The following is a 13,758-nucleotide window of genomic DNA, read 5'->3' on the forward strand; positions in this document are numbered from 1 at the left end:
TGCGGGTGCGTGAACTCAACGTCCTCGGCGCGGCGTTGGAGCCCTGCGGCACCGACCCAATGACCGGTTTCTACCGTGACGGCTGCTGCTCGACCGGCCCCCAAGACGTCGGCAGGCACACGATCTGTGCCGTGGTCACCGCCGAGTTCCTCGAACACCAACGCTCCATCGGCAACGACCTGTCGACCCCGATGCCGCAATACCGCTTCCCCGGTCTGCAACCCGGCGACCGCTGGTGCGTCACCGCGGTGAACTGGCTGCGCGCCTACCACGACGGCTGTGCGGCCCCTGTGGTGCTGGCATCCACTCATGAACGCACGCTCGACATCGTGCCGATGGCGGCGCTGCAGGAGAACGCGGTCGACGTCCCCGACGACCTCGGCAGTCTCTAACCGAAATACCCTTTAGCCCGCCGCGGATCAGGAATACCGTGGCGCTATGACAGAACCCGCGGTCAAAGCCGACCATCCGCCCGAAACGCTGTTGAAGGTGGCGAACCCGGCGCTACGCGTCTTGCTGCGCACCCCGCTGGCAGGTCCGTTGGGTAAACAGCTGATGGTCTTGAATTTCAAGGGACGCAAATCGGGGCGCCCGTTCTCGATCCCGGTGAGCGCACACCACATCGACGGCGACTTGTACGCCATCGCGAACGCGGGATGGAAGCACAACTTCACCGGTGGCGCCGACGCCGAGGTCGTGCACGGCGGGAAGACGACGAAGATGCACGGCGAGCTCATCTCCAACCCGGACGTCGTCGCCGACCTCGCGCATCGTTGCGCGCAGTCCTACGGCGTCAAGAAAGCGCAGACGATGATGGGACTCAAGTTCCGCGACAACCAGATCCCGACGCTCGACCAGTTCAAGGAGGGCCTCGCCCGCGAGAAGATCGTCGCCGTCAAGTTCACTCCCCGCTAGTCCCATGCACCTCTCAGACAAGAGCGTCCTGCTCACCGGGGCCACCGGCGGCCTCGGACGCGCCATCGCCGCGGCGCTCGCCGCCCGTGGTGCGCAGTTGATCCTGAGCTCACGTAAACAGCAGGAACTCGACGCGTTAGCGGCGTCTCTGGCCGGTGAAGGTCACCGCACGATCGTCAGCGACCTCGCGGAAGTCGGCGCGAGCGACGCGCTGTTGGCCGAGGCGGGCGACATCGACGTCCTCGTCGCCAACGCAGCCCTGCCGGCGTCGGGCACGCTCGACAGCTTCACCTCCGATCAGACCGACAGGGCGTTGCGGGTGAACCTCGAATCGCCGATCCAGATGACTCGCGCATTGATCCCCACGTTCACCATGCGACGGTCGGGCCACTTCGTCTTCGTGTCATCGCTGGCCGGCAAGGCGGCGAGTCCTGGCGGATCACTTTATGCCGCAACGAAATTCGGCCTGCGCGGGTTCGCGCTGTGTCTGCGCGACGACCTACGGCCCGCCGGCGTCGGCGTATCGGTGATCTGTCCCGGGTTCATCCGCGACGCGGGCATGTTCGCCGAGTCGGGGGCGACACCGCTGCCGTTCGCGGGCACCGCCTCACCCGAGCAGGTCGGCGACGCCGTGGTCACCGCGATCGAGCGCAACCGCGGCGAGGTCGATGTCGCCCCGCTGCGCCAGCGCGCGATCGCGCGGTTCGCCATGAACACCCCCGCGCTGGCGTCGCGCCTCGGCGGTGGTCTCGCCGCCAAGACGACCGCCGAGATCGCGGCCGGGCAGATGCACAAACGCTGATGACGCCGTTCGGGTGATTTAGGCGGCTACCTGCGATTACCGTCTTCAATCATGCCCGCAGTAGATGACGACGTGATCGCTGCGCGAGACGCGTACTCGCGTGGTGATTGGCGCGCCGCCTACGACCATTTCGGCCGTGCAGCGCAGACCGCGGAGCTGAGCACCGATGACCTCTCCTCGTTCGGCATGGCGGCGTGGCGGCTGGGCCACGGCAGGGAATCCATCCGGATGTCCGAAGAGGCCTTCAACCGGTTGGTGGCCGAGAACGACACGAAAACAGCCGCCATGAAGGCCACCGATGTCGCACTGCAGTGGCTCAACGGCGGTGACCCGACGATCACCCGGGTGTGGATCAACCGCGCCCGCCGGCTGCTCGACTCCTCGCCCGAGGACGAGGCGCTCGCCTATCTGCTGTACGTGGAATCGCAGCTGTCTGTGATCGCCGGCGAGTTCGACGCGGGAGTGCAACGCGCCGAAGAACTTCAGGAGTTCGTGCGTCAGCGCAACTCGCCAGGACTGACCGCGCTCGGGTTGACCGCCAGCGGTCTGTCGAAACTTCCCTTCGCCCGCACCAGCGAGGCGCTTGCCGAACTCGATGAGGCGATGATGCCGGTGCTGGCGGGTCAGGTTCCTGTGGACTGGGCCGGCGACATCTACTGCGCCGTGATCCACGAGTGCTATCGGCTCGGCGATATGAACCGCATGAAGACCTGGACCAACGCGATGGACAAATGGCGTGAAGGTCCGGACGTCGCCGCCACGTGGTACGGCACCACGTGCGAGGTCCATAAATGGCAATTACTCAGCGCCACAACAGATTACCGCGAGCTCGAGCAGCGCTTGATCAATGCCCTCGACGCCATCGAGGATTTTCACGCACCGACGTCGGGCGAGGGACACTACGAACTCGGCGACCTGCGTCGGCGGATGGGCGACATCGACGGCGCCCGCGCGGCTTTCGCGAAGGCACGGGAGATCGGGTTCGAACCGCTGCCGGGTGAGGCGTTGCTGAAATGCCAACTCGGCGACCACGCCGGCGCATGGAACGACCTGCGCATGCGGATCGATGCCGAGGAAGACGAAATCACCCGCATCAGGCTGCTGCCCGCGGTAATCGAGATCGCACTGGCACGCGACCGCGTCGACGAGGCTGATCAGTACTGCCGCGAACTCGAGGCTGGCGCCGAGAAATTCGACTCGCCAGGCTTCCGCGCGTGGGCGCTGCACTATCGGGGCGCGGTGCTCGTCAAACAGGGCACCCCAGCTGAGGCGCTGCCCCTGCTGCAAGAGGCGCTGCGCCGATACCGGACCACCCAACGCCGCTACGAGATGGCGCAGGTCTGCGAGTGGATGGCGCTGGCGCGGCAGGGTGCCAGCGACAGCGCCGGCGCCGCCGCAGATCGCGCCAACGCCGAGTCGATCTACCGTGAACTCGGTGCGCAGCCGTGTCAGGCAACCGACGCCGAGCTGCCGGGCGGGCTGACCAAGCGCGAGGTCGAGGTGCTCGGGCTCATCGCGTCGGGCGCATCCAACCGCGACGTCGCAAAACAGCTGTTCATCAGCGAAAAGACCGTCGGCAGGCACCTGGCCAACATCTTCGTCAAGCTCGACGTCTCGTCCCGCACGGCCGCCGCGGCGTGGGCCCACGAGAACAAGGTGCTGCCGACCGCCTGACCGCGTCTGCATCATTTGACCCATAAGTGGTGTAGCAAACGCATCTTTCTCCCGATGTTGGGGCCTATATGAGGTCCATAGCTTTGTGATCAGCCGGTTCACCCCGGAACAGACCACCGAAAGCAGGGACATCATGACCACCACCGCAACCACCAAGATCGCCCTGGCCGCCCTGGCCGCCCCGATGATGACCGCCCTGGCCATTGGCCTGGCCGCCGCCGCGCACGCCGACGCCGACCCCGCCTCCATCGACGGCGCGGCCCCCTCGGTCCCCACCGCCCAAGACACCATCCTCGACTTCAAAGACCAGGGCTTCCGCGTCACCGTCAACACCACCTCCGACGCCCCGCTGACCAAGTGCTCGATCATCTCCACCCACCAGGAACGCCACCAGCACCACGGCAACACCAACGCCCTGGTCACCGTCTACGTCGACGCCTACTGCCCACCCAACGCCTAACCACCACAACCGCCGAGACGGAGTAAACGGTCATGACACGCAGGTGGTCGGCGCTCGGCGTGCTCGCGCTGGGCGTCCTGCTGATCGGTGTCGACGCCACCGTGCTGGCGGTGGCGGTCCCGTTCATCACCAAAGACCTCGGCGCGACCGCCACCCAGGTGCTGTGGATCGGCGACATCTACTCATTTGTGCTGGCCGGTCTGCTCGTCACGATGGGTGGTCTCGGTGACCGCATCGGTCACAAGAAGCTGTTGCTCGGTGGTGCAATCGGCTTCGCGATCATGTCGGTGGCGACTGCGTACGCACCGAACGCCGAGCTGCTCATCGGGGCGCGCGCCCTGCTCGCAGTCGCCGGAGCGACCCTGGCTCCGTCGACCCTCGCGCTCATCCGCGCCCTGTTCTCCGACTCACGTGAACGCAGCGTCGCCGTGGGCATCTGGGCGGCCGTCTTCTCGGCAGGCACCGCACTGGGTCCCGTCGTCGGTGGGCTCCTGCTCGAGCACTTCTGGTGGGGCTCAGTCTTTTTGATCAATGTCCCGGTGATCGCCGTCATACTTGTCGGCGGCGCCGTGCTGTTGCCGGAAATGCGCAACCCCACACCCGGACCGGTCGACCTGCCCAGTGTCGGTCTGTCGCTCGTCGGAACCCTCGGCCTCGTCTACGCCCTCAAGGAAGGCGTCCACAACGGGATTCGCATCGACATCGTGGCGGCCGGCCTGGTCGGGGCCGCAGCGATGACTCTGTTCGTCCGACGCCAGCTACAGCTGCCCGACCCGCTGATTGACATCCGGCTGTTCTGCAACCGCACCTTCACCGGTGTCGTCACCGCCAACCTGCTTTCGATACTGGGCCTTTCGGGCGTGGTGTACTTCCTGTCCCAGTACTTCCAACTGGTGAATGGGTACAGCCCGCTGAACGCCGGCCTCGCCGAACTACCCGCCGCGGTGGCCGCGATGGTGTTCGGTGTGTCGGCCGGTGTGGCCGTCCGCTTCTGGTCCCGGCGCGCGGTGCTCACCACCGGGTTGGCGGTCATCGGTTTCGCGATGGCGTCGTTGACAACCATCAGCCCCGCCACCGGTTACCCCCGGCTCGGCGTCGCCCTGTTCTTTGTCGGCGTCGGCCTCGGCCTGGCGTACACGGTGGCCAACGACCTCATCATCGGCAGCGTCCCGCCGGAGCGAACCGGTGCAGCGGCGGCCCTCTCGGAAACCGCCTACGAGTTGGGCATGGCACTGGGCATCGCCCTCCTCGGGTCCATCATCGCGGCCGTTTACCGTGGGCTCACGATTCCACAGGGCATCCATGACGACGTGGCGTCGTATGCGAGGGAAACCCTTGGTGCTGCGCATAATTCGGCAGCCACGCTGCCGCCCGAGAAGGCTCACGCGCTGCTGACATCCGCGCAGAGCGCCTTCACCGAAGGTCTCGCCGTAGCGGCCGGTGTCGGTTCGCTTCTGCTGTTGGCGTCGTCGGCCGCAGTGTGGTTCCTGCTGAAACCACGCTCGGCGCCGGAGATTGATCACCCCGCCGCAGTAACTGTCGGAAAGGTAAAAAACATGAATACATGCACATCCGCCCAGCTAGAGTGCCCATCGGGGCGGCAGGAGGCACCGAAATGACACAGCTTTCGCCCGAGAAGCCGGACGCCGATGAATTCTGTGAGGACTGCGGTTACGAACCCGAACTGAAGCGAACTCTCGGCCAATTCCAAGTGTTCGCGATCTCGTTCGCATTCATCTCGGTGGCGGTCGGCGTTTTCGGTACCTACGACGACGTCCTGAAGAACGCGGGACCGGTCGGGATCTGGCTCTGGATCGTCGTGGCCATCGGGCAGACGCTCGTGGCGCTCGTGATCGCGCAGTTCGCCGCCCGCATCCCGCTGAGCGGCTCGTCGTACCAATGGGGTTCGCGACTGGCCAACCCGAAGGTCGGCTGGTGGTTCGGGTGGGCCAACTTCTGCATCCTGGCGGCGGGCGTGGTGGCCATCAACAACGCGCTTGCCCAAATGGCCCTGATGCCGCTGCTTGGCATCCCCGAGAACGAAGGCACGGCGCGCATCATCACGGTGGTGCTGATGATCGTCGAGGCGTTGATCGTCGTCGCGTCGACTCGCCTGTTGGCGATGATCAACAGCGGTGCGGTGGGCCTGGAGCTGTCGCTGGTGATCATCTTGACCATCGCACTTTTTGTGGCCGTGATGGTTTCCGGTAAGGGGTCCGTCCACAACCTCGTGTCACGAGGGATCACCGAGGGCGCTCCGAATTACTTCGCCATCGGCGGCGGATTGATGCTCGCGACGGTCCTGGGCATGACCACTCTCGTCGGTTTCGATGCCGCGGCCAACCTCGCCGAGGAAGCCAAGGACCCCTACCGCACCGTCCCCCGCGCGGTCGTCGGCTCGGTCGTCGCGGCGTCGGTGCTGGGGCTGATATTCCTGATCTCGCTCACGATCGCGATCGATGACGTGACGCGGATCAGCGAGAGCGATTCACCCGTCGTATTGATTCTGCGCGACCAGTTGGGCCCCGTCACCGAGAGCATCCTGCTCACCGCAATCGTCTTCGCGTTCTTCGGTGCCGGCTTGGTAACCCTGGCCACCTGCTCGCGAATCGTCTACGCGATGGCGCGTGACTCCCGATTTCCCGCGCACGGGTTGATGCGACGCGTCAACCCCCGCACCCAAACGCCGATTCCCGCGACGATCCTGGTGGTCGTCTTGGGGATCCTGCTGATGGCCGTGATGCCCGGTGACGCGTTGCTGGCGTTGATCACCACCGGCACGATTCTCGGGCCTCTTCTTTACGGCGCGACCATCGTTCTCTATCTGTCGGTGCGCAAACGATTGGACCGCGTGGAGGGCGCATTCGATCTCGGGCGGTTCGAAATGCCCGTTGCGGTCAGCGCTTTGATCTGGTCGGCCATCGCGATTTTCGTCATCATGGCACCCCCGTCAGCGCGGGTCCCCACCCTGGTCGTGGTCGGGTTGTTCATCATCGGCGGGCTCTACTTCTTCAAGTTGTGGAAGTTCAACCGGGACATCCTGGAGACCGAGCCGGGTGACACCGAAATGTTCAAGCACTGAGCGATGGGCACCACTGTGAACACTACTTTGACGGGTGACGTTGTCCGGCAGGGTGATTCGGGCTACGACGCCGCACGACTCGGCTACAACCATCTGTTCCGTCATCGCCCCGAAGCGATCGTGTACTGCAACGAGACGCAGGATGTGGTCAACGCCCTTTCGTGGGCACGACAGAACGAGGTTGCGGTTCGCGTACGCAGCGGTGGGCACTGCCTGGAGGGCTGGTCCTCCATCGACGACGGTCTGGTCATCGACGTGAGCCGAATCAAGTCGGCGGAAATCGACACGTCGTCGAACACCGCCACCGTCGGCGCCGGGCTCAACCAGTTGGAGGCGGTGACCACACTCGGGGCGGCTGGTTGCGCCGCGCCGACCGGCACCGAGGGAACTGTCGGACTGGTCGGTGCGACGCTCGGCGGCGGCTTCGGTCTGCTCACTCGCAACTTCGGCATGGCATCCGACAACCTGTTGGCGGCGGAGATCGTCGTCGCACCGGCGGGCAGCGGGGCCGAGACGATCGTCGCCGACGAAGAGAACAACGCGGATCTGCTGTGGGCGTTACGTGGCGCGGGCAATGGCAATTTCGGCATCGTCACCACGCTGACGTACCGCACGTATCCGTTGACGCAGACCATCTACGTCACCGCGACGTGGACGGGACTCGACGATCTGTCGGAGGTGTACGAGGCGTGGCAGCAGTCCGCACCGTACACCGACAATCGCTTGACGAGCCAGCTCGAAATCCGCCGTGACGAGTTCGTCTTGATCGCCCTGCTGGCGTCGGGATCAGAGTCCGAAGCGGAAAGCCTGCTGTCGCCGATCCTGTCCGTCGGCAAGCCGAATGTCGTCGTGACGGATGCAAACTGGGCCGACACATACGCAGGGTTCCAGATACCGCCCGCAGACGAGTTGGCGAACTGGAAGTTCCTCTCTCAGTTCATCTATGAGCCATATCCAGCGGAGGCCGTGAACATCGTCAAGTCGTTCATGGCGCAGGCGCCGACCCCGGAGTCCAACTACTTCACCAACGCATTCGGCGGGGCCGTCAAGGACAGCGAACCGGCGGACGGCTCGGCCTTTGTCCACCGCAACGCACTCTACTATGCCGAGCCAGGCGCGGGCTGGGGCACCCGCGGTGGGCTTCCCGCCTCGGAAGACCCGTTGACGGCGACATGCGAAGCGTGGATCAAGGAGTTCGGTGAAGCGTTGCAGCCCTACGTCAATGGGGCGTATGTCAACGTGCCCAATGCGGGCATGCCGGGATGGGAGGCCGCGTACTGGGGAGCCAACGTGGACCGACTGCGCACCGTCAAGGCGAAGTACGACCCCGACAACGTGTTCAACTACGAGCAGAGCGTGCAGGTTTCACCATGACGACAGAGAAGATTCCCGACGTCCGCAGCGCTGACGACGCGGTTCGGAGTTCCGGTTACGCACCGGAATTGAAACGTACCCTCGGGCCGTTCCAGACGTTCGCGATCTCGTTCGCGTTCATCTCGGTCCTGGTCGCCATCTTCGCGACCTACGGCGCCATGCTGCAGAGCTCCGGACCGGTCGGCGTTTGGCTGTTCGTCCTTGCCGGAATCGGGCAGACCCTCGTGGCACTCGTGGTGGCACAGTTCGCGGCTCGCATCGCGCTCAGCGGTTCGTCCTACCAGTGGGCCTCACGGCTGGCGAATCCCAAGATCGGTTGGTGGTTCGGTTGGTTGACGTTCTGGTATCTGGCGATCGCCGTGGTAGCGATGACGAACGCACTGGCCAGCCAGGCACTCATGCCCCTGTTGGGTATGCAGCCGAGCGAGCATGCGGCACGGCTGCTCACGGTCGCGCTGCTGCTGATCGAAGCCGTCCTCGTCATCGCGTCGACGCGACTGCTCGGCATGGTCTCATCCGCCGCCGTGGGCCTCGAGCTCGTCATCCTGGCCGTGCTGATCATCGGCCTCATCGCCGTCATGGCGTTCAGTGGCAGCGGAACGATGGACAACCTCGTCTCGCGGGGCGTCGCGGCCAGCGATCCCCACTACTTCGCGATCGGCGGCGCCCTGATGGCCGGAATGATCGTGGGCATAACGACACTCGTCGGTTTTGACTCCGCGGCGAATCTGGCCGAGGAAGCCAAGGACCCGTTCCGCAGTGTGCCGCGCGCGATCGTGTTGTCCGTGGTGGCGTCGTCCGTGCTCGGGCTGCTGTTCATCGGCACGCTCACAGTGGCCGTCAAGGACATCCCGTCGGTGACCAACAGCGCGTCCCCGGTGGCGACGATCATCCGCGAGCAGCTCGGTCCGGTCATGGAGCGAATCCTGCTGTCGGGCATAACATTCGCAATGTTCGGCGCAGGCACGGTGATCATGGCGTCGTGTGCGCGACTGGCGTTCGCCATGGCCCGCGACGCGCGCTTCCCCGCCCACGGCGTGTTCCGCCGCGTCAATCCGCGTACCCAGACCCCGGTGCTGGCAACACTTCTGATCTTCGCGATCGGCGTCATCCTGATGCTGGCGCTGCCCGGTGCCGCCCTGCTGCAACTGATCATCGGGTCGACGCTGCTGCCTGCTCTCATCTATGGCGGGATCGTCGTGCTCTACCTTTCGGTCCGGAAACGCCTCGGCCGCCAGGAAGGCGCGTTCAGCCTCGGGCGCTACGAGTTGCCGGTGGCCGTCGCGGCGGTGATCTGGGTGGCGTTGGCCTTGCTGGCGCTGGTGTCTCCGTCGGACGCATTGGTTCCCGACCTGATCGTCCTCGGCTTGATCCTGACCGGCGGGGTCTACTTCGCCAAGATGCTGTTCTTCAACCGCGACGTCCTCGAGCACGAGCCGGGTGAAGACTCGCCTTCATTCTTTGCACCATAGCCGCGCAAACACCGACATACCGTTGTCGCGGCGGTGTCTGACGCTGGTGCCATGAACAAGAACACGAACACAATCTCGACTGCTGCCGATGCGGCGCTGTCGCTGTGGTTGGAAATGTGGAACACCGATCCCGAGATCGCGCGTCGGATCTGCAGTGCGGATTTCCGGATTCGCTTCCTGGTCTCCGATGCCGACGGTTCGAACCCGTTCGACGACGTGCTCGGCGCGGACAGTTTCGCTCGGTTTCTGGATCGGTGGCGGGAGGGGCATCCGGGTGTGGTGTTCACCGAAGTCTCGCGTGCGGTGGACGGCGCGCATGGGCGGATGCTCTGGAACATGGAAGTCGGCGAGATGGCTGTGGGCGGGATCGATGTCTTCGACTTCACCGACGATGGGCTGATCCGCGAAGTGTGGTCGGTGAACGGGACGCGCCCGCATCTGACCTGAGACCGGGGAGACTCACATTCATGAGGAGAGCCGAGCGGTTGTACGCGTTGGTCGATCTGCTTCGGGGATCCCGCCGGCCGTTATCGGCCGCTCGGCTCGCAGAGGAGTTCGAGGTGTCCAAGCGCACGATCGAGCGTGACATCCAGTCGCTGCAGCTGGCGGGTGTCCCGATCTACGCCGACCATGGGGTGTCGGGCGGGTACTCGATCCTGCGCGAACATTCCCTGCCGCCGCTGAATCTGACGGTGCCGGAGTCGCTGGCGGTGCTCGCGGGCCTCGGCCTGGTGGAGAACTCGCCGTATGGCGCGGCGGCGCGGCGGGCGCGGGCGAAGGTCCTCGCGGTCAGCCGCGAGGATCAGCTCGCGCCGATCGATGAGGCGTTGGCATCGATGTTCGTCATCGACGCCGAGCCGCCGTCGGAGGCGGCAGTCTCGCTCATTCCCGAGGCCATCGCGGCGCGACGGGTCGTGCGGTTGGACTACTCCTCCGAGGACGGCAAGACCCATACCACCCGGGACGTGGAGGCCATGGGTCTGCTGCGAGGAGGAGATTCGTGGATGTTCGTGGGATGGTGCCGGCTGCGCGAAGGCATCCGCGGATTTCACCTCGACCGCATCCGGCACCTGGAGATCACTGCTGAGGTGTTTCCCGAACGCGATCCTGCGGTGCTGGACGCGGATCTGTCGCGGTGGCGCACCCGACGACTCGGCTGAAATTGGTTGTGGTGGTTAGGCGTTGGGTGGGCAGTAGGCGTCGACGTAGACGGTGACCAGGCCGTTGGTGTTGCCGTGGTGCTGGTGGCGTTCCTGGTGGGTGGAGATGATCGAGCACTTGGTCAGCGGGGCGTCGGAGGTGGTGTTGACGGTGACGCGGAAGCCCTGGTCTTTGAAGTCGAGGATGGTGTCTTGGGCGGTGGGGGCCGAGGGGGCTGCGCCGTCGATGGAGGCGGGGTCGGCGTCGGCGTGCGCGGCGGCGGCCAGGCCAATGGCCAGGGCGGTCATCATCGGGGCGGCCAGGGCGGCCAGGGCGATCTTGGTGGTTGCGGTGGTGGTCATGATGTCCCTGCTTTTGGTGGTCTGTTCCGGGGTGAACCGGCTGATCACAAAGCTATGGACCTCATATAGGCCCCAACATCGGGAGAAAGATGCGTTTGCTACACCACGTATGGGTCAAATGATGCAAACGCGCTCAGGCTCCGAAACTGTCCCCGACGCGGGGGCACGCGCAGGGCCGGTTCCAAGAATTCGTCAAGAATCCTTCAAGGTCTCCGACGGACCCTTCCTCAACTGGAAGGGAACGCACATGCAAAAGATCTTGCGTCAAGCAGCGGTCGTCGCAGCGGCGGCGGTAGTCGCGGTCGGATGCTCGTCGTCAACGGACCCGGGCGCGCAGTCCGGCACTCCTACCCTGCCCGCGTCGCCGTCGCCGACCCCGTCCGCAGAGATGGTCGCCCACAACACCGAGGCGTCGATCCAGGCCATCCCCTGGGCGGAGGTAGGACCGGGCTGGATGCTCGCGATGTGGAACGCGGCGTCACCCAACCACCCCGGCGATGACTTCTCTTCGGATGAGCCGACGCCCTACAACGCCGAGACGACGCTGTACCTGGTCAACCCCGACGGGGGCCGCTACGCGATCACAACGTTCGCCGCGCCCGGCGACGACGGTTCGCTACCGGTATTGGCCGACTGGTCGGGCGACGGCAGCCGCGCGCTGTTCTATCGACACGGCGACGACTTGACCGTCATCGAGGTCAATCTGCACACCGGCGAGCGCACCTCGTTCCCGGTCAAGGGCGGCTACTCCGTCATCCCGCGCTACACCCAGCCCGAGGGCAAAGCGGTGCTGCTGGTGAAATCGAACGACGTCGACAGCCCCGCATCGCTCACGCGCGTCGACCTTTCCGGCAAGCAGCAGCTGACATATCCGGTGGACAAGCTCGGCAGCGAGTTCAACGCCTCGGTCCTCTCCACACCCGACGGCACCCGGTTGCTGCTCGGCACCGAAAACGGTCTGTCGCTGATGGGCAACAACGGAACCCCGGGCGACCATCTCGCGATTCCAAATGCCACCGACTGCACGCCGGTGCGGTGGTGGGAGAAAGACGTCGCCCTGACCCGTTGCTACGGAGCCGAATTCAGCTCTTCGCGGCTGTGGCTCGTCCCCATCGACGGCACAGCGCCGCGACCGCTCACCGCGGAGAACGACGGAACCGTCGGCCCGGATCTGGCCGACCTGAACGCCTGGCAGGTTCCGGCAGGCACGTTCGTCCAAGCGGCGGGCGGATGCGGTTACATCTACCTCGCGAAGCTCAATCCGAAAGACGGCACGACCACCCCGGTGTCCGTGCCGGACGTGGAGGAAGAGCACAGCATCCGGGTGCTCGGTGTCACCGACGGCCGGCTGCAGCTCCAGGCGACGCAGGCGTGCGGTAGCGGCGAATCGCTACTCGACTACGACCCGGCATCGGGCACCTCGACCGTGCTGCTCGGCGCAGACGTGAACGGCGGCGGCATCGTGGATGCGGTTGCCTACCCCGACTCCGAATAGCCCACGCTCTACTGCCATTTACTTCGCGGTCGGAATCTGCGACCGTGTCAATTCCCAGGTCACTGATGAGGAGACAGCGATGCGCAATCGAATTGTTCCGGTGTTGGCGGCCGCGTTGGTACTAGCCGGCTGTGCTGGCGGCGCCAAGGAGGAAGCCGAATCTCCCGGGTCGTCGGGAGCGGCGCAGTCGGCGGACCAAACCGTCGATTCGAAGAACGGCCCAGCCCCAGAGGCGCCTGCCGACGGCGGCTCCGGTGGAAAGATGATCGTCGTATACGAGGACGCCGACACCCCTGAAGCAGTGAACGGCAAGAAGATTCAGCAAGAAAATCAGATGCTCGAAGATCTCGCTGACGATGTGAACGAATCGCTCAACCTGCCCCACGACGTCACTTTGCGCGGAGCGCAATGCGGTACTCCGAACGCCTATTGGAGTGAGTCCGACAACGCCATCACCATGTGCTACGAAGACACCGACTGGTCCCTCGATGCGTTCACCAAGGCGGGTGACTCCGATCCCCTGAAATCAGCACTCGGCTCCGAGTACACGACCTTCTATCACGAGCTCGCCCACATGGCGACGAGCATCTACGACCTGCCGATCACCGGGCGCGAGGAAGACGCCGCGGACCAGGCCGCGGCTTATCTACTTCTGACGCCGGGCGAGGATGGCCAGGACCCGGAGTCGGTGGACGCGGTGAAGGACTTCGCGCGCGCCTTCGCCGTCCTCGCAGAAGTGCAGACGGAGTTCAGCGCGGAAGACATGGCCGACGAACACTCACTGAACCTGCAGCGCGTGTACAACTTGGAATGCTGGATCTACGGATCCAATCCCGAAGCCAACGGCGACTTGGTCGCGAACGGTCAACTACCCCAGGACCGCGCGGAGCGCTGCCCCGAAGAGTGGGAGCAGATCGACCAAGCCTGGTCGACACTGCTCGAGCCCCATTGGAAGTAACGGCGAGACCCCGATTCGACGTCC

General features: G+C 65.0%; 14 protein-coding genes. 13 read left to right on the forward strand and 1 reads right to left on the reverse strand.

Annotation, left to right across the window (positions count from 1 at the left end):
• The first annotated feature begins 5 nt into the window (after nt 1-5).
• From G6N43_RS27865 to G6N43_RS27915, 11 genes are all read left to right on the forward strand, one after another.
• Entirely contained in the window at nt 6-392 is a 387-nt protein-coding gene (locus G6N43_RS27865; RefSeq protein ID WP_083157798.1) for a DUF2237 family protein, read from the forward strand.
• Nucleotides 393-438: 46 nt separating this feature from the next.
• Complete coding sequence (locus G6N43_RS27870) at nt 439-915, forward strand: PNPOx family protein (RefSeq protein ID WP_083157792.1); 477 nt, start codon at nt 439-441, stop codon at nt 913-915.
• Nucleotides 916-919: 4 nt separating this feature from the next.
• Nucleotides 920-1,717 (forward strand): SDR family NAD(P)-dependent oxidoreductase, encoded by a 798-nt coding sequence (locus tag G6N43_RS27875; protein ID WP_083157791.1) that lies wholly within the window; start codon nt 920-922, stop codon nt 1,715-1,717.
• A gap of 51 nt (nt 1,718-1,768) precedes the next feature.
• Nucleotides 1,769-3,391, forward strand: coding sequence for a helix-turn-helix transcriptional regulator (locus tag G6N43_RS27880; RefSeq protein ID WP_083157790.1), 1,623 nt, complete (start codon nt 1,769-1,771; stop codon nt 3,389-3,391).
• Between the two features lie 133 nt (nt 3,392-3,524).
• Nucleotides 3,525-3,851 carry a hypothetical protein gene (locus tag G6N43_RS27885; RefSeq protein ID WP_163658243.1) on the forward strand — a complete coding sequence of 109 codons (327 nt, stop codon included), beginning with the start codon at nt 3,525-3,527 and terminating at the stop codon, nt 3,849-3,851.
• A gap of 32 nt (nt 3,852-3,883) precedes the next feature.
• Nucleotides 3,884-5,470 carry an MFS transporter gene (locus G6N43_RS27890; protein ID WP_083157837.1) on the forward strand — a complete coding sequence of 529 codons (1,587 nt, stop codon included), beginning with the start codon at nt 3,884-3,886 and terminating at the stop codon, nt 5,468-5,470.
• Entirely contained in the window at nt 5,467-6,933 is a 1,467-nt protein-coding gene (locus tag G6N43_RS27895; RefSeq protein WP_083157838.1) for an APC family permease, read from the forward strand. The genes G6N43_RS27890 and G6N43_RS27895 overlap by 4 nt, the downstream gene beginning before the upstream one ends.
• Nucleotides 6,934-6,936: 3 nt before the next feature.
• Nucleotides 6,937-8,307, forward strand: a complete 1,371-nt coding sequence (locus G6N43_RS27900; protein WP_083157839.1) for an FAD-binding oxidoreductase — start codon at nt 6,937-6,939, stop codon at nt 8,305-8,307.
• Nucleotides 8,304-9,779, forward strand: coding sequence for an APC family permease (locus tag G6N43_RS27905; protein ID WP_083157840.1), 1,476 nt, complete (start codon nt 8,304-8,306; stop codon nt 9,777-9,779). The genes G6N43_RS27900 and G6N43_RS27905 overlap by 4 nt, the downstream gene beginning before the upstream one ends.
• Before the next feature lie 51 nt (nt 9,780-9,830).
• The gene (locus tag G6N43_RS27910; protein WP_083157841.1) at nt 9,831-10,226 is read left to right on the forward strand and encodes a nuclear transport factor 2 family protein; all 396 of its coding nucleotides are present in this window, start codon (nt 9,831-9,833) and stop codon (nt 10,224-10,226) included.
• A 20-nt stretch (nt 10,227-10,246) separates the two neighbouring features.
• Nucleotides 10,247-10,939: a helix-turn-helix transcriptional regulator gene (locus G6N43_RS27915; RefSeq protein WP_083157842.1), complete on the forward strand. Its 693-nt coding sequence runs from the start codon at nt 10,247-10,249 to the stop codon at nt 10,937-10,939.
• A 15-nt stretch (nt 10,940-10,954) separates the two neighbouring features.
• On the opposite strand, the gene G6N43_RS27920 is transcribed toward G6N43_RS27915, so the two are convergent.
• Nucleotides 10,955-11,281 carry a hypothetical protein gene (locus G6N43_RS27920; RefSeq protein WP_163658245.1) on the reverse strand — a complete coding sequence of 109 codons (327 nt, stop codon included), beginning with the start codon at nt 11,279-11,281 and terminating at the stop codon, nt 10,955-10,957.
• Nucleotides 11,282-11,528: 247 nt separating this feature from the next.
• On the opposite strand from G6N43_RS27920, the gene G6N43_RS27925 reads away from it, so the two are divergent.
• Together G6N43_RS27925 and G6N43_RS27930 are read left to right on the forward strand one after the other, a co-directional pair.
• On the forward strand, nt 11,529-12,776 hold the full coding sequence (locus G6N43_RS27925; RefSeq protein ID WP_083150455.1) for a hypothetical protein: 1,248 nt from the start codon (nt 11,529-11,531) through the stop codon (nt 12,774-12,776).
• Nucleotides 12,777-12,855: 79 nt separating this feature from the next.
• Nucleotides 12,856-13,734, forward strand: coding sequence for a DUF4344 domain-containing metallopeptidase (locus G6N43_RS27930; protein WP_083150456.1), 879 nt, complete (start codon nt 12,856-12,858; stop codon nt 13,732-13,734).
• The last annotated feature ends 24 nt before the right edge of the window (nt 13,735-13,758 follow it).

This window comes from Mycolicibacterium moriokaense, from assembly GCF_010726085.1.
GTDB lineage: Bacteria > Actinomycetota > Actinomycetes > Mycobacteriales > Mycobacteriaceae > Mycobacterium > Mycobacterium moriokaense.